Genomic DNA, 16,802 nt, shown 5'->3' on the forward strand with positions numbered 1-16,802 from the left:
ATCGGCCTTTAATTGTCGCAGAGCTGGTTCGGGACGTCCACGAATTCCAGGAATCCCGCGGTCGCCATGAAAAATCAGCGACGACCGCGTCGGCTACCGTTTTCGACCAATTCGTGTCATTCTTCCGAAAGTCCGTGCGTTCGATTCCGCGCCGCCGACGTTAGCCTTCGCCCGAATGGGATTGTGTCCGTTTGACGCAGGCCGGCGGCGAAACCTGAGCACGCGGCATACACGGGTCGCAGCCGGGTCAGTGTGTGCCGCGCCGAGTCGCACGACGAACGACGTCAGGACACACCGGTCGCAGCAACCGTTTGCTGTCGAAGAGTGCGGAGCAACCCTCGCGGAGGATCTCATGAACATCGTGAAACTGCTGTCGCTGCTGGCCGCCATGTCTCCGGTTTCCACTGTCATCGCGGACCCGCTCGTCACGCCGGAATGGATCTGGCACAGCCTGGATCGCTCCGTCGCACAAGAGTGTTCCGTTCAGCGAACCTTCGATCTGCCGGAACCGGTGGCTCAGGCAACTCTGCGGTTCGCCGCGGACTTCTGCCGCTGCCGCGTTTTCCTGAACGGCGAACTTCTGGCCGACGTCGATGACTTCGGTCCGTGGCCGGAAATTGATGTCACCAGCGAACTGCGATCCGGCTCGAATACTCTGCAACTGTCCGCCGCTGCGTCCGTTGACAACAGCCCGACAGCTGTTGCTCTGGAACTGGCGGTGACGCTGGTCAGCGGAAAGCAGATCCATGTTCTGACCGGACCGGATTGGGAACTGGCCCCTTCGGATGACGCGCCGGCATCGGCATCACGAACCGTCGCGGCGTTCGGTCACGTCGATCCGCACCTGTGGGCTCCCGCCGCGCGAGTGACTTCGTTTGATGACTACACGCAGTGGATGCAGGCGGGCGAATCAGGAAATGGCGGCGACACGGTCCGCTTCTCCGTCAGCCCCGGCTTTGAAATCCGCCGCATCAGAACGGCCGCCGCGGATGAAGGATCGTGGGTCAGCATGGCGTTTGATCCGCAGGGACGCCTGACGATCGCTCGCGAAGACAAGGGTCTGCTGAGGATGACGCTTTCGCCCGACGGCACAGCGGTGGACCGCGTCGACACAATCAACGACTCGCTGCTGGAATGTCGCGGGCTGCTGTATGCGTACGACAGCCTGTATGCCAACGCCAACAATTCAAAGGGACTGTATCGGCTGACCGACACGAACGGCGACGATCAGTTCGACGACGTCAAACTGCTGCGCGAATTTCCCGGCGGCGTCGGACACGGACGTAACGATCTGGCTCTCGGCCCCGACGGAATGATCTACAGCATTCATGGCGACAGCGTGGACGTGCCGCGCGACAACATCCTTGACCGCACGTCGCCGCTGCGGGCCGATCGAATCAAGCAGGAAACCATCGAAGGCCACGTCATTCGCACCGACCGCGACGGACAGCATTGGGAACTTGTCTGCACGGGTCTTCGCAACCCGTACGGCATCGACTTCAACGCGGACGGCGAACTATTTACCTACGACGCCGACGCGGAATTCGACATGGGTGCGCCGTGGTATCGGCCGACACGAATCGATCATCTGGTGTCCGGAGCGGACTTCGGCTGGCGCGGACGAACGGGAAACTGGCCACCGTACACCGCTGACCACGCGGACAACTCGCTTCCCGCCGCGGATGTCGGCAAGGGGTCACCGACATCCGTTGTGTCAGGCCGACACGGGAATTTCCCCGCGCCGTGGAACGACGCGATGTTCGCTCTCGACTGGGCCTATGGCAGAATTCTGGCGTGCCACCTGCAGCCTCGCGGAGCCGGCTACGTGTGCCGCGCCGAAACATTCGTGCAGGGACGGCCGTTCAACGTTACCGACCTGACGTTCGGCCCGGATGGTTTCATGTACGTCATCACCGGCGGTCGCAAGACCCAATCTGCTCTGTATTCGATTCGATACACGGGGCCGGTGTCCGAACCAGTCGCGAAGACTCGTCAACAGTCAGAACGGTCGCAGTACTCGAAGCAGCAGCGGACCATTGCCGCGCAACTGGCGAAGTTTCACGGCCGAAAGGATCCTCTGGCGATAAAAACCGCGTGGCCATATCTCGGCAGCAGCGATCCAACACTGCGTCACGCGGCCCAGGTCGCCATCGAACATCAGCCGGAACCGGAATGGTTCCAACAGGCAATCAATGAGCAGCGTCCGGAATTCGCCGCGACATCACTGATGATGCTCGCCCGCAACGGTGAGCGAGGCATGAAGGCACCGATTCTGCACCGACTCAGCACCATTCCGCCACATTCGCTGTCCACGTACCAGCAACTGTCGCTGCTGTTTGCGTACTCGCTGTGCCTGACCAATTCTCCCGACCACGAAAAGCTTTACAAGCGCGCAAGCGATCACCTGTTGACGTGGTTTCCCGCAAAGGCGAAGGCGTACGGCCCGACCGGAGCCGGTGTCGGAGCAGGGGAAGGCGTCAATCGGCTGCTGGCGGAACTTCTGTTGCTGCGATTGGAATCGACGGATGCCGTGTCGCCCGCCGTCAATCTGCTGCGCGGCGCGGTGGCTCAGGAAGATCGCCTGTTCTATCTGTTCGTCCTGCGCCATTCAAAAGCCGGCTGGTCCATCGGACAGCCGCCGTGACTACTTCGAGATCCTGGCAGACCTTGACCGTTCTGCCTTCAGCGGCGAAGGGATGCCTGATTTTCTGCGGCAGATTCGCGATGAAGCCACGGCGACGCTCAGCACCGCCGAACGGGAGGTCCTTGGTGACCTGCTGCAACCGGGTTCGCAGAATGAACCTGCGGCACTGACCGTCGAACGGCCGTTTGTCCGCAAGTGGACTCTGGATGAACTGACTGACGAAATCACCGGCACGAGTCATCAACCGGACACGGAACACGGTCGCCGGCTGTTTTCCGAAGCACTGTGCTTGTCATGCCATCGCATGAACGGCTCCGGAGCTGTCGTTGGCCCGGACCTGACATCGGTTGCTAATCGTTTCGGGCGCCGTGACCTGTTGACGTCGATCGTGTCACCGTCCAGCGTCGTCGCGGAAAAGTACCGCAACATGCAGGTGGTAACGACCAGCGGCAAAGTGATCTCCGGCCGAATTCTGACGGGCGGCGACTATCGTTCGACAACGCTGCGAATCGCCACGGACCCGCTGCGGCCATCGCAGTTGGTCGAAATCACCAAAGCGGAGATCGAAAGCTATGAACCATCGCAAACCTCACCCATGCCCGAAGGTCTTCTGAATACGCTTTCCGCCAGGGACGTGATGGATCTGCTGGCGTTTTTGCAATCTGCGGGAAGATGATCGCCTGCGTGGCGGCGGGCGGCCAGCACCTACCGATTGCCTCGTTCGAACAGCCCGATCCAGTCGCGCCGGCTGTGCAGGACGGTTGACACTTCAATCCCGTCCGGAATTTCGTAGTAGCAAATCACGTAGTTCTGGGCTGGCCGCTTGGCGGGAAAGATTCGAAGCCCGGGTCGCAGGTCGTCGCGCAACGATCCGCTTCCATGGTTCCTTGCGAGGTTTCGGATGCTTCCCAAGAGAGCATCAAGCACTTTGTCCGCCGCGGCTGGGTTCTGCCGGGCAATCCAATCGGCAATTGCCTCAAGGTCGTCGTCAGCCTGTCGCGAGAGTCGATACCTGCTCATAGCGGCCCGCCGGTGGCATTCGATTCGCGAGGAGCAAGCGACGGCGTCGAACGTCCGTGGCACCAGTCACGAATCGTGCGAATCACGAATCGAATCCTGTGCCCGGGATTTCAAATCATCCAATCGCTGCCGCAGCGTATCATCGTCGTACTCGGTAAAGTCTCCGGCATCAAGCTGGCGACGGCCGGTATCGATCCGCTCCAGAACATCCGATCGGCGGCGCAGAAGTTCCACCGCGGCATTAAGGGCGGACTGACGGTCAGGAAACACACCGTTCGCGATCTGAGTCTGGATGAAGTTCTCGTTGAGTTGTGAAATCTCGGTTTTCATGCCCTGCAATCTACAGCCTTCTACGCCGAACTGGCAACGCCTCTCCGTTGGATTCGCCGGAATCAGATTCGTCACCGCATTTGTTCACAACATTCGGGCCACCGTCGCCATAACTGCAACGACCGGGGCGACCCAGCCGATGCCGGCCAGCAGCAGCATTCCGACTGGGGAATCCTCTTCTGACTGGATCGTCGTGAAGCGTGTCAGTTCATCAAGACGAACAGGCCGCAATCCTTCGGCGAAACGGTGCGCGCAAAAGGCCGCGTGATTCGACCAGGAGCGGCTGACCGACTTTTCCGTCACGTTCGTCTGATAAAGCTGACACCTGCTGTTGTAGCTGGCGGAGTTCTCGCCAACACCGTTCGACGTACGTTGTGTCGATCCGTCTTCGAAGAACGTATAGTACCGCAGGCTGATTCCGGTGGGATACACCAGCGTTGTTCCGTCCGCCGAACGCATCAGCGGATGAAACCAGCACACTTTTCCAAAGGCGTTCACGCTTTGAATTTCACGGCCGAGCAGTCCGAAAACCACAGCCAGCGGAAGCAGGAAAACCGAGTGCGTGGTGGCGACGATTCCTTCGAACTCAAAGCCTTCGCATCGCAGTTCGTCCAGTTTGCTGCGGTATCGCGTGAACAGCTTTTCCTGAATCCGGTCATCGGCAATAACGTCGCAGGAGGTCAGCATGACTGGTTGCTCGCGGTGATCGGGAATCGAATCCGCCCGGTGAAAGATAGCCCGGAATCGCTCTTTCTCAGCGACCGAATCTCCCTCTGCAGACCTCAGCAACTGCGATTGGCTGCGATCAGATTCCGGACAGGCGGGACAATCGGTGCGATCGTGCGAACATCATTCACCGCTGCTCGAACGAGCTGTTTCGGTGGCTCGCCACGCTGCCTGGTATTCCCGAAAGCCATCGCGCGCGGCGGGCGGGGCGTCGCGCACAGCCTCGCGAGTTGCCGCGTCGGTCAGCGAACCACTGGCCTTCCTGAAGAAATCCGCAGCATGGGCAGCGACGGCGGAATCGTAGCCGGACAGCGACGACAGCAACTTCGACAGATCGCCTTCCGAAGCTTCCCACAATCGCCGTGCGTATTCGCGAGCCGCGGTCTTTTTTCCATCGCCGTCGCAGTCAAGCCAGAGTGCTCCGCTGCAGCCGATCACATGCGCTCGCCAGACGGGCGACGTCGGCTGATACGCCTTCGCAGTCTTCCAGTACGGCTTATCGATGCCGGGGCCGAAAGCGGTCGCGACCAGATGAACATCGTGCGCCGGTCGCGGAATCGTCCAGCGCCCCTCCCACTTGATCCCTGTCGGCGGAGTTGTCGCCGATGTATCGTCGCCTGTCCGGACCGGAATCTCCTGTTCACGAATCAGCCGGCCGTTCGCATACAACTCCACTCGATCCGCTGTCACCCAATGCGGACCGGAAACCTTCACGTCGACATTCACGGTATCGCCGCCAACGCCCGCCAGGTCTCCCGAACCGGCACCGTTGATACGGATTTCGGACAGCAGGCCGTAGCTGACCATGACACGTCCGCGCGTAAGACTTTCCATGGCCTCGTCCACGTCAATGCTGCCGGGATCGCTGTCATCGCAGCGAATGCATACGTGCGACCCTGCCCGACGAAATGCCGGCCGACGTCGTGCGAATCACTGGCCCCGATCGGCGTGACAGATGCACCGCGATTCAGCAGAGACATCCAGTCGTGAAACAACTGCATGACATCCGTCTGCGTTGCTCCAGAATTGATGACTTCCATCGCATTGAATCCCGCGGGCCAGCCGTCCAGAGATTCCGCCACCACGCTGTTGAATCGCTTCGGACCGAACGGCCGTACTCCGCTGTGAAGATCGCGAGCGTGATTCAGCACGATCACAGGAGCACTGGTTTCGCGGTCGATTTCGCAGAAGATCGCTTCCCAGTCGGTCAGCCGGTGATCGGGAACACCGGCTTCCGCGGACACCGGAAAAATGTTGAAGTGACCAACCGGCGTTGTGACTTCATTGCCGATCACGGGTGTGAAGTACTGCCTGACACCGATCTCGCGAGCAAGCGGATCGTGATCGATCTGCACGTTGTGATCCGTGGCGATCGGCAGTTCAATGCCTTCGGCGGCGATCGTCACCATGCGTTCCTGAACGGTCGCGTCTCCGTGTCCCGAATGAGTCAGCGAATGTACGTGCGTGTCGCAGGCCACGTACCCGTCGGTGGGAACTTCGCGGCGAATCGTCAACGTCTTCGGCAGAGTCTCGCCCTCTCGAACCGTCACAGCGAATGTGGCCAGCGAGTACTCAAAACCACGCCCGGCGTAGACCGTGTACGCTCCCGCTGGCACGCCGAATTTCGCCGTTCCGGTCGCGGTGAAAACGATGCCGGGCCGAACAGCCAGTTGCGGATCGGCCGGCGCGGCGACAGACTGCAGTGCTCCGCTTTCGGTCACGATCGTGATGCGAGCCGGCAACGGTTTACCGCTGTCGGCGTCCAGAACCGTCACGTCGATCGTGCCCGCTGATAGCACCTCGCTGACCGGCCGAGGCGTCAGCGCGATTTCGCCGACGCGAATGTCGTCCGGCGTCGAATGCCCGTTTCCGGGAGCTGCGATGACCAGTTCGTTCTTCCCAGCGCGAAGAGTTCCGGCACTGACGGCGAAGCACACGGTCATGTCGTTTTCGTCACGATGCAGCTTGCCGACTTCCGTGTCGTTCAGCCGAACGGACCAGTCCTGCTTCACGTCCTGCTGCCTCAGACTCAGTGTCCATTCGGTTTCGTTGGCCGCTGAGTCAAACGGAATCTGCAGCCGCTGTCCGTCCGGCGTTTCGGGAAACTCATCCACGCGCGGCCCGTCGGAGCGCGCAGATGCTGCGTGCGCGGTTGGGGTGAACTGGTGGCGGATCCGCGGCATGCACTGGCGGCACCGCGAGCAGAAATGCGTCAGGAAGGCGATGACGAGTCTTTTTGAATTTAGCTGCAGCATGCGGATCACAGAAAGACAATTCACTTTGTGGCCTGATGGACCTCAGTCAATTTAGACGAGCGTACTCGAAAAAAATCCTTCTACTATCACTTCCCTGATGTCGTCTTTGAAGATCTGGGCGAGACTTGCTGAGTACTGCCGCTTCGTACTTTGCGACAATCGATTTCCCCCAAACAGGGATCCATTTCTTTTGAACTCGCTCGTAGATGCGGAACCTGCAAAGTATGTGACGAAGGCGGCGAGCATCATCGGTACGCTCGAATGATACGCCGCGAAGCCCGCAACGCTTGCCCCACCGCACAGATATCCCTACGGGAGCGCCGGACGTCTCAATTGCATTCGAAGCTCTGGCGTAGGCGATCAGATATTGCTCTTCGTCAGTGAAAATTGGCAATGACATCGAAAGCTTTCACCAATTGGTACGCCAGACTTTTCACCCGAGCCGCCAGCGCCGCGAATCGAGCTGCACGATCTCTTCCGTGAACTGGTTAATGAGTTTGCGCATTGAACGCAGTGTTAATTCGCGGACTTGTTCGTCCAGGCAGTTGTCCTGCTTTTCTTTCATAAGCCGCTCCAGTGTGCGGGAGCTGGCAATCGTGTTTTCGCGCTGTCGGTAATTCTCTATCCCCATAGTCGTATCTCCACCATTCCCTTTCGGACGCAGTCGCGGTCAGTCGCGAATGGATTTCAGGCCCGGCGGGCCTGTAGGTACCGACAGCCGGAGCCTCTCGGCTCCGGCTGACATTAAATTTCGCCCTCCGGCATCGTCCAGCGTCGCAGGATGAACTCGGCGCAGGTATCCGTTTCTTCATTGAACGCTGGAATCATCGTGCCGCTTTCCTTCAACGGGTGTCGCTGCCCGGGAGTCGCAGCGCTCACAGTGACCATTAGTCATTGGTTGCCGCAACCTCATGCCCTGTCAGCAAGTGCTGTCGCGAGTCGCCTGGTAAATCTGTTCCGGCGATTCATAGGAATACGCGCCCGCATCACCATGCAGGCCAGCCGGGCCGACTTCGTAGTTCGGCAGGGAACCACTGAAAATCCCGTGCGGGATTTCCGTCGCCGCCACCTGATGGCGAGTGAGACAGTCGAATTGATCCCTCCGGACGAAACATCTGCACGAATGCCATGCCGCGGCTGACTCCATAGTACCACGGTTCGGCGTAGACGAACCGCGATCGATTGAAGACCAGCGTCAGTGGAAAACCTTTGTCGTGAGCGAACTGCCGGTCGTCGCGCGCAGCAACGTGAGTCGACAGGACGCCGTGTTCCGGTGTCACACCGCGAACCCATTGCGATGCGGAATCTTCGCCGGCGGCGTGACCTGGAAAGTGAATGTCCAGCGACTCCGGCTGGTGGATGTAGCTGGCCCAGAACAATCCGACGCCGTTGCGAAACGTTCTTAAGCGCGAGGAACGCATTCCGTGCTGTCATCTCGATCGTGCCATCGTCCAGCATCCGGTATCGCAGCACGCTTTCGAGTTCCCATGTTGGCGCTGGAGCCTGGTACAGTTCGACGGTGTGAGCATCAATCACGCGAAGTTCCATTGGAGCTTTTCTCCGTCTGAACAGAATGTCGCGATCCTGATTTGTCCCGTCGTGAATGTGTTCGAAGTTGAGTCCCGCGTAGCTGGGCACGAACAGATTGTCGCCGCGTTTGACGTGTGTTCACCTCAGCGAGGCAACTCCGCTGTATCCCGCTCGATGGCCCGCCAGGACGTCGTCATCCACCGCTCGGTTGTCAACGATGACCGCTGTCACGTCGCTTCGAGCCAAAACGTGATACCCGGTTTTCGGCACCGTGTACGGAAATTGGTGGAATCGCCGAGCGTTGTCGTTGAATTGTCCGCCGCTCCGATTGCGTGACCGCTCGCGTGCTTCGTGATGAACTCGACGATGGGCGTCGAATCTTCCAGTCCGTGCGGATGGTAGCCGATTCCCGGCTTGGCAATGAGTTCGATGGATCCGCCGAGTTCGCGATAACGATCCGCGATGATGCCCGTGTTCGTCCCACGGCACAACGTCGTCCGCGTCGCCGTAAACGTGGAGCAGCGGCACGCCGGCTTCGGCCAGCGGTTTCAGGTTGTCCACCGGATTACCGTCGTAGGCCATCGCTTCGGCTTCGTCGCGAAAGCCGTAGGTTTCCATGACAAGCTGCCAGTCTCGCGGGCTGCCCTTTCCTTTTCCTTTGCCGCCGGGCCAGCTCTTGAAGTCGCACACCGGAGCGTCGCCATAGATGCACGCGACTTTGCCCGGATTCGAGATCGCCCAGTTGTAACAGTACAGCCCGCCGCGACTCAGGCCGACCGAGCGCGGCCTTCTTTGCGAAGCTACCTCTGCGTCAGTTCATCGTAGAACGCGTTCCAGTGTTCCACCGCGCGTGGACTTCCCAGCATATCGGGGACAATTATGTAGACGACGTGAAATCCCCCGGCCCAGCAGAGCGATGTCCGGTGTCGGCTTGTGACCGAAGAATTCGCCGTGCCAGACCCATGGTCTTCCCGGAGCCACGGCGTCTTCGCCGCAACGACTCAGCACCGGCCGGCCATCCACTTCGAAGTCATAACGAACGTAGCCGTGCCAGTCGCTTTGTTCGCCGCAGTCAGGCGGCTCTGATGCGTGCATAGCGCTCATTGTGACTGCCGCGAACACACAGGCGATTCCGAGGAACAAACATCGCGGCAGCAGTCGTCGTCTCATTTCTTTCCCCGTCGATGTGAATGATCTGTTTTGCATCGGTAGTATCACGGGACAGAACGCGACTTCGAAAGCCGCCGTGAATTCACTCCGTTCTTACAGCGAGAACAGCACCATGCACATCCTTTTCCGTCTTCTCGCCGTCCTGCCGTTACTGTGTTTTCGACCACCAAGTCGCCAGCGCCGCAGCGGCTGCGAGTTCTGTCGTACAACATTCATCACGCCGAAGGTGTTGACGGGTGAAGCTGAATCTGCAAGCGCATCGCCGACGTCATTCTGTCCGCAAAGCCAGATCTGGTTGCTCTGCAGGAAGCCGACAACAACGCGACTCGCACCGGTTCCGTCGATCAGCCGGCCGGAGCTGGCCCGGCTCACGGACATGCACGTTGTGTTCGGAGCCAACATCGAACTGCAGGGCGGTCACTACGGCAACGCGGTGCTGTCGCGGTTTCCAGTCGCAGGCCACAGAAATCATCTGCTGCCAAATCTCGACAACGGCGAACAGCGCGGCGTGCTGATCGCGGAAATCGAACTTCCGGGGCAGCCGCAGCCGTTGCGATTTATGGCCACGCACTCAGATCATCGCCGAGCCGACGCAGAACGAATCGCGTCCGCGGAGGCGATCAACGCACTCGCGATCGAACATCCCGAAACAGCGACTCTGCTGGCCGGCGATCTGAACGACACGCCAGACAGTGAAATCCTGCGAACGTTTGGACAGCAATGGGCCAGCGTGAATCAGCAGCCTTTGCCGACAATTCCTGTCGGCGAACCATAGCGCCAGATTGACTTCATCCTGCATCGCCCGGCGGAACGCTGGAACGTCGTCGACACGCAGGTTCTTGACGAAGCTGTCGCGTCCGATCATCGAGCCATCTTCGCGGAACTGGAACTTAGCCGTCAGCGCTGTTCTGCGTCGGTCGCAGATTCGCGAAGCCGCAAAGGCGCTGAGTTTGCTGAACGAAGCGGCGGCGGGTTCCGCTCGCCACCGGGAATGCTTCACCTGCCACAGTCAGGCGCTTCCCGTGTTCGCGATGAATGAAGCTCGTCGGAGAGGCATTCGCATCGACGAAGAAAACTTCGCTCGCCAGATCAAGCATACACACGCACATCTCGAACGCGGCCGCGAAAGTTACAAAGCCGGCAAAGGTCAGGGCGGAGGTGTGGACACGGCCGGGTACGCTCTGTGGACGCTGGAAGACGGTGACGTCGCGCCCGACGACACCTCGGCGGCCGTTATTCAGTGGCTGCTGACAAAGCAACAGGACGACGGTCGCTGGAAGACCACCAGCAACCGGCCTCCGTCCGAAAGCAGCGACTTCACCGCCACGTATCTGGCTTTGCGAGCATTGACAGTGTTTGGAAACGATGCACAACGCGACGAGATCGATGCGGCGATTGCGTCCGTGGCCGCATGGCTGAAGCAAGCAAAACCCGTCGACACAGAAGAACGCGTCTTCCGACTGCTCGCTCTGACGTACGTTGACGATGAAGGAACCGATACGGCAGCCGCAGCTGAGGAACTCGCGAAGTCCCGGCACGAAAGCGGCGGCTGGTCGCAGTTGGAAACCATGGAACCGGATGCCTACGCCACCGGCACCGCGCTGTACGCTCTGCGTGAAGCCGGCATGAAAACGTCTGACGCTGTCTGGCAGCGCGGCTTGAGTTTTCTGCTGACGACGCAGCTCGAAGATGGATCGTGGTACGTGAAAAGCCGCAGCAAGCCGTTTCAGACTTACTTCGAAACGGGCTTTCCGCACGGCACCGACCAGTTCATTTCCACAACGGCAACCGGCTGGGCAACGCTGGCATTGTTGAGCACGTTGCCCGAAGCGACGGCTGAACCGTATGAAATTCTGCCCGGCACGAAAGCCATCAAATGGCCGGAAGAAGACCTGTCGGGCCGTATGATGGACGGAGCACACCGGTTCGTTGAGGCGCAAATTGAAGCGGCAAACCGCGATCGTCGCAGCCGGGAAAACACCGCGTCAGCGGATGAGCTGCGAGCCGAGTTGAAGACGATTCTCGGTGTCGTCGAAGAGCGTCACCCACCGCGGATGGAACGCTTCGGCACGACCGATGATCCCGCCGTCGTTGCCGAAACGGATCGCTACCGCATCACCCAGGTGCGCTGGCCGGTGCTCGGACGAATCTTCGGCGAAGGTTTGCTGATCGAACAGAAAGGCGACGCGGTCGGCGACATCGTTCTGGTGCCGGACGCAGACCAGTCGCCCGAAGAACTCTGCGGACTGCTGCCGCTGGATGGTGCGAAACGCCCGACGGCACTGCCGTTTGCGCACAAAGGATTCAACGTCCTGATTCCGTCGATCGTCAGTCGCGAGAAGCTGCCCACAAACGACGATCGAATGCAGCGAGCGGACTTCACCGACCGTGAATGGATTTACCGCCAGGCCTTTCACATGGGCCGGCACGTGATCGGCTACGACATTCAGCGAGTTCTCGCCGGCATCGACTGGCTGGAATCGCGCAGCACGATGCGGGAGGGCGACGCACCCGCCGAGCCGGAGAATCGGGAGGGCGAGGCTCCCGCCGAGCCGCAGCGACGGAGTGCGTCCAGCGATCACGCGGCTCGGCCGGAGCCTCGCCCTCCCACGGACACACCGGAATACCGGACCACAATGATCGGCATCGCGGGTTACGGCGAAGGCGGCCTGATCGCGCTGCACGCGGCCGCGATCGATCCGCGCATCGACGCAGCTCTGGTCAGTGGCTACTTCACCGACAGCGATTTTTGGTCCGAACCGATCTACCGAAACGTCTGGTCGCGACTGAAACACTTCGGCAACGCCGACGTCGCATCGCTGATCGGTCCCCGAACGCTGGTCATCGAATACAGCGAATTTCCGACCGTCACGGGCCACAAGGGCGATGTGACGACACCGCCGTTCAGCAACGTGAAGGCGGAATTCGACCGGATTCGCGGCGACCACGCGACGCTGGAGTCCGGCGCAGACAATTCACCGACGCAACCGTTCAGCAACGACGCTCTGGGGAAATTTGCCGTGGCGCTCGGAGTTGAAACGTTTGCGGCCGACCCGTCGGAACCGGTCCCGGCGACCGGCGCGGACGCCGCGCGTTCACGAGCAAACGACCGCCGTCAGCGAATCCGCCAGGAACTGGAAGATCACGTTCAGACACTCGTGCGAGCGTCCGAACACGTCCGTGATGACTTCTTTCTTTACGGTGCCATGCCGGAGTTTCGGGAAAGCCGCTGGACGACGGAGAAAACTCACGCGACCTACGACGCGGACGAATTCATCGCAGCCGCGAAGCCATTCCGCGAGAAGTTCGCTACGGAAGGGATGGGAAGATTCGACGAAGCACTGCTCCCGCCCAACGCGCGCACTCGCAAGGTTGCCGAAACTGATTCATGGACCGCCTACGACGTTGTGCTGGATGTCCATGACGACCTGTTTGCGTGGGGTGTTCTGGTCGTGCCGAAGGACCTTCAGCCCGGCGAAGAGCGACCCGTCGTTGTCTGCCAGCACGGGCGTAACGGAGTTCCTCGCGACACGATCGACGGTGGCAATTCCGCCTACAACAACTTCGCCGCGGAACTGGCCGGACGCGGTTTCATCACGTTCGCTCCGCACAATCTGTATCGCGGCGAAGACCGCTACCGCTGGCTCGATCGTAAAGCGAACACGTTCGGCTGCAGTCTGTTTTCATTCATCATCGCTCAGCACGATCAGATTCTGAACTGGCTGGATTCGCTGCCGTTCGTCGACGGCAACCGCATCGCTTTTTACGGTCTGAGCTACGGTGGCGAAACGGCCGTGCGAGTTCCCACGATTCTGGAAAAGTATTGCCTCTCGATTTGCTCAGGCGACTTCAACCAGTGGACTCGCAAAGTTGCGGCGACCGATCAGCCGTTCAGTTTCATGAACACGATCGAATGGGAAATGCCGTACTGGAATCTGGGTCACACGTTCGACTACGCGGAGATGACGTACCTGATGTTCCCGCGTCCGTTCATGGTCGAACGAGGCCACCACGACCGAGTGGGGCGCGACCAGTGGGTGGCACACGAATTCGCCAAAGTCCGCTGGCTGTACGCTCAGTTTGGAATGAGCGACCGCGTCGCCATCGAATTTTTCCAGGGCGGCCACAGCATCCACGGCGAAGGCACGTTCGAATTCCTGCACAAGCATCTGGACTGGCGGATGAAGTGATGTCGCGGCGTGCCTTGTCAGGTCGCGCGTCGAAGGGCGCTCGCCCTGGTTTTCCGCACGGACGAACCGGGGCCAGCGCCCTGCGGCTTGCACGGAGACCTTCATCTGCCGCGCGCCTGACGTGGCATATTGACGACGGTGTCGATCGCGCGCGGGGGACGTGCGATTGGCTGGAGTTTGCCAGCTCCCGTCGTTAGCTTTGCCCGTGACCCGGAATCGCGAAGTGCTGATCGGTCGCGTGCACGGCAGTGAACGGTCCTGTGTCCGAATCGACCGTGTGAAAGGGCACATTTCGGACGATGGAAAGCGGAAGATCGAACGTGCGTGTGAATAGTCTCTTCAGTCCGGCAATCGTTGCGGCGCTGGTGATCGTCGCTGCGGCATCTGCGCCGGCGTCGCACGCTCAGGATACCGCAGGTTCGGGCGATTCTGTCATTCAGCGGCCACGACCGGCGGGAATTCGGAGGTTTCGGCCGGGCCGGTGGGGGATCGCAGGCGTTGAGGTCGTCAACCGTCGTGACACGCCGACGGAAGTCGTTTCCGGGCTTTACGTCGATGGCGATTCCATGTCGCAGTTTTCACGTCGCATCCGCGTTCCGGCGGGTTCACGACGCACGACCTGGATTCCTCTTCACGTTCCGGAAGACGCGCCGGCGGACATTCAGATACGACGCTTTCTTCGCAGCGATGCCGAAGGTGTCCGCGCTCTGATTCGGTCAGCCGACGAGACATTGTTCGAAGCCGAAACACTGACCGTGGTGAAGCCACCGATTACAGTCATTGTCGACGACTGGCATACGGACGACGAAGCGTCGCTGGAAAAGACGAAGGAACTTGCCGTCACAATGAGACTCAGCGGCCGCTACACGCGAGTCGTGACGGAAGTTGATGCCGATGACATCCCGGCTTTCAGCGAAGGGCTGGATGCGGTGGACCACATCGTGTTGGCCGGAAACCAGATCGCGGACTCTCCGACGGGACTGGCGACGATCCGCGCGTGGCTGCACAACGGCGGGCGGCTGTGGATTCTGCTGGATCAGGTGGATCTGCGCACCGTGGATCTGCTGCTGGGCGACGCCGTCGAGATTGCCGAAGTCGACCGTGTGCGACTTACCGACGTGCAATTTCAAAACGTCCTGAAGAATCAGCCGTCCGGCGAGCTGCAGTCGCATGACGATCCCGTCGAATTTGTCCGCGTGGTTGCCCCGAACGTCGAAGTCACGCACGAAGTCGACGGCTGGCCGGCGGCATTCCGGCAGCATGTCGGCCACGGCCGCATCATGTTCACGACGTTGTCCGCCTACGCCTGGATGAGACCTCGCCGTGCCGACGAATGGGTCGCCGACATGGAACGCAACGGCACATTCATCGCCGTTCAGGCTCTGGATGAAGTCACGGATTATCTGACTCGCCCGCTGGCTCCGGAACCGCTTTCGCCGGAAGACTTCGAACCACTGCTGTCGAGCCATATCGGCTACCACATTCCCCATCGGGCCGCAGTTCTGACGATCCTGGCAGCTTTCTGGGCGGGACTGCTGTTCGCGGGATTCCGGCTGCTTCGATCGGCGCGACTGGAACGTCTGGCGATTGCCGGGCCGATGATGGCCCTTGTCGCGGCGGCACCGCTCGTGTTCCTGGGACAACGAGCACGCAGCGCGGTTCCTCCCGCGGTCGCAACGGCGGAGTTCGCCTGCGTCGGACCGGGCAGCGATTCTGTTCACAGCCTTGGCATGGCGGCGATGTTCTTTCCGGAACCGACAGATGTTGACAGTACGGCGGACGACGGCCGACTGCTTTCCCTGCGGCGCGAGAAGCTGGAAGGTTCCGTCCGGCAAACGATGTGGACCGATCTGGATCGCTGGCAGTGGAACAACCTGACGCTGCCGTCCGGACTGCATTTCGCGGCGACGCGGCAGCATCGAAATCTGACCACACCGCTGCGTGCCACAGCCGCGTTCGGCCCGGACGGAATTCGCGGGACGCTGCAGTCGGGACCATATTCCGATCCGACCGATGTGGTGATTGCGACGACCACTCAGCACGCTCTGGCCGTGCACTCGGATCAGCATGGCGGATTTTCTGCCGGTGCCGACGACCTGCGCGAACCGGGAACCTATCTCGTCGGCGGACTGCTCAGCGATGAACGGCGACAGCATCAGGCGATCTATCGGAAGTTGCTGCTGCCGGGACTTGACTGGAAATATCCGGATCGTCCGATGCTGCTGGCGTGGACTCGACCGTCGGATTCCGGCCTCACGTTTGCCGACGGTATCGAACGGTCGCAATCCGCGCTGCTGGCGATTCCGCTGGAATTGCAGCCGACACCGCCGGGCACGGATGTATTCATTCCGTCACCGTTTCTGCCGTTCGAAACAGTTGCCACCGCCGACGGAACGAAGTCCACTGCATTCGACGATCGGACCGGCCAGTGGCAAAAGACATCCTACCCGACCGTCACAATGCTTCGGTTTGCTTTGCCGCCAACTGTACTTCCGCTGAATCTGAATGGCGGAAAACTGTTCTTCAGCATTCGCGCGCCGCAGCGGACCGTCACACTGTCTTCCGGATCGGCAACGGATCCCATGGTTCTCCGGTCGCTGAACAGTCCGGTCGGTTCGTACGAACTCGAGATCGACAGCGAAGACGCGCTGCGAATCTCAGAGGACGGCGCACTGCACGTCCAACTGGATGTCAGTGAACTGCAACTGCAGGAATCCGAAGACATCGACCTGCAGGAAATCGACCGCTCCTGGACGCTTGATTACATCCGGCTGGAACTTCACGGTAGCTTGCTGGATCACTGACCCGCGGACTGGCATCCGGGGGTTGGGTGGGGCGCCGAGTTGAACAGTTGCTGTTGAACGCTCAGACTTCCTGACGATTCAGTGGCTTCCGCACAACTTCCGAAGCAAATTCAACTGACGAACCATTTCGCAG

Annotated in this window: 14 protein-coding genes; 5 read left to right on the top strand and 9 right to left on the bottom strand. The window is 60.3% G+C overall.

The window, feature by feature from the left end; translation table 11 throughout:
* Positions 1 to 352 precede the first annotated feature (352 nt).
* Positions 353 to 2,644, top strand: coding sequence for a hypothetical protein (locus tag R3C19_03250; GenBank protein MEZ6059359.1), 2,292 nt, complete (start codon positions 353 to 355; stop codon positions 2,642 to 2,644).
* Between the two features lie 52 nt (positions 2,645 to 2,696).
* The gene (locus tag R3C19_03255; GenBank protein MEZ6059360.1) at positions 2,697 to 3,320 is read left to right on the top strand and encodes a c-type cytochrome; all 624 of its coding nucleotides are present in this window, start codon (positions 2,697 to 2,699) and stop codon (positions 3,318 to 3,320) included.
* Positions 3,321 to 3,349: 29 nt separating this feature from the next.
* Here the strand turns inward: R3C19_03255 and R3C19_03260 are convergent, their stop codons facing one another.
* The 9 genes from R3C19_03260 to R3C19_03300 all read right to left on the bottom strand — a co-directional run bounded on the left by R3C19_03260 (position 3,350) and on the right by R3C19_03300 (position 9,675).
* Positions 3,350 to 3,664 (bottom strand): type II toxin-antitoxin system RelE/ParE family toxin, encoded by a 315-nt coding sequence (locus R3C19_03260; protein MEZ6059361.1) that lies wholly within the window; start codon positions 3,662 to 3,664, stop codon positions 3,350 to 3,352.
* Positions 3,665 to 3,730: 66 nt separating this feature from the next.
* On the bottom strand, positions 3,731 to 3,994 hold the full coding sequence (locus tag R3C19_03265) for a hypothetical protein (GenBank protein MEZ6059362.1): 264 nt from the start codon (positions 3,992 to 3,994) through the stop codon (positions 3,731 to 3,733).
* Positions 3,995 to 4,078: 84 nt separating this feature from the next.
* The gene (locus R3C19_03270; GenBank protein ID MEZ6059363.1) at positions 4,079 to 4,681 is read right to left on the bottom strand and encodes a hypothetical protein; all 603 of its coding nucleotides are present in this window, start codon (positions 4,679 to 4,681) and stop codon (positions 4,079 to 4,081) included.
* A 162-nt stretch (positions 4,682 to 4,843) separates the two neighbouring features.
* Positions 4,844 to 5,527: a hypothetical protein gene (locus tag R3C19_03275; protein MEZ6059364.1), complete on the bottom strand. Its 684-nt coding sequence runs from the start codon at positions 5,525 to 5,527 to the stop codon at positions 4,844 to 4,846.
* Positions 5,443 to 6,834 carry a hypothetical protein gene (locus R3C19_03280; GenBank protein MEZ6059365.1) on the bottom strand — a complete coding sequence of 464 codons (1,392 nt, stop codon included), beginning with the start codon at positions 6,832 to 6,834 and terminating at the stop codon, positions 5,443 to 5,445. Before R3C19_03280 ends, R3C19_03275 begins: the two co-directional genes overlap by 85 nt.
* A 574-nt stretch (positions 6,835 to 7,408) precedes the next feature.
* Positions 7,409 to 7,606: a hypothetical protein gene (locus R3C19_03285; protein ID MEZ6059366.1), complete on the bottom strand. Its 198-nt coding sequence runs from the start codon at positions 7,604 to 7,606 to the stop codon at positions 7,409 to 7,411.
* A 355-nt stretch (positions 7,607 to 7,961) separates the two neighbouring features.
* Positions 7,962 to 8,396, bottom strand: coding sequence for a hypothetical protein (locus R3C19_03290; GenBank protein MEZ6059367.1), 435 nt, complete (start codon positions 8,394 to 8,396; stop codon positions 7,962 to 7,964).
* A 247-nt stretch (positions 8,397 to 8,643) separates the two neighbouring features.
* A complete protein-coding gene (locus R3C19_03295; GenBank protein ID MEZ6059368.1) occupies positions 8,644 to 9,195 on the bottom strand; it encodes a hypothetical protein in 552 nt (183 codons plus the stop codon).
* Between the two features lie 126 nt (positions 9,196 to 9,321).
* On the bottom strand, positions 9,322 to 9,675 hold the full coding sequence (locus R3C19_03300) for a hypothetical protein (GenBank protein ID MEZ6059369.1): 354 nt from the start codon (positions 9,673 to 9,675) through the stop codon (positions 9,322 to 9,324).
* 376 nt (positions 9,676 to 10,051) lie between these two features.
* On the opposite strand from R3C19_03300, the gene R3C19_03305 reads away from it, so the two are divergent.
* The 3 genes from R3C19_03305 to R3C19_03315 all read left to right on the top strand — a co-directional run bounded on the left by R3C19_03305 (position 10,052) and on the right by R3C19_03315 (position 16,669).
* Complete coding sequence (locus tag R3C19_03305) at positions 10,052 to 10,450, top strand: endonuclease/exonuclease/phosphatase family protein (protein MEZ6059370.1); 399 nt, start codon at positions 10,052 to 10,054, stop codon at positions 10,448 to 10,450.
* A gap of 64 nt (positions 10,451 to 10,514) precedes the next feature.
* Positions 10,515 to 13,865 (top strand): prenyltransferase/squalene oxidase repeat-containing protein, encoded by a 3,351-nt coding sequence (locus R3C19_03310; GenBank protein MEZ6059371.1) that lies wholly within the window; start codon positions 10,515 to 10,517, stop codon positions 13,863 to 13,865.
* A gap of 326 nt (positions 13,866 to 14,191) precedes the next feature.
* Complete coding sequence (locus R3C19_03315; GenBank protein MEZ6059372.1) at positions 14,192 to 16,669, top strand: hypothetical protein; 2,478 nt, start codon at positions 14,192 to 14,194, stop codon at positions 16,667 to 16,669.
* Positions 16,670 to 16,802: the final 133 nt, after the last annotated feature.

It is taken from the genome of Planctomycetaceae bacterium (genome assembly GCA_041398785.1).
Lineage (GTDB): Bacteria > Planctomycetota > Planctomycetia > Planctomycetales > Planctomycetaceae > JAWKUA01.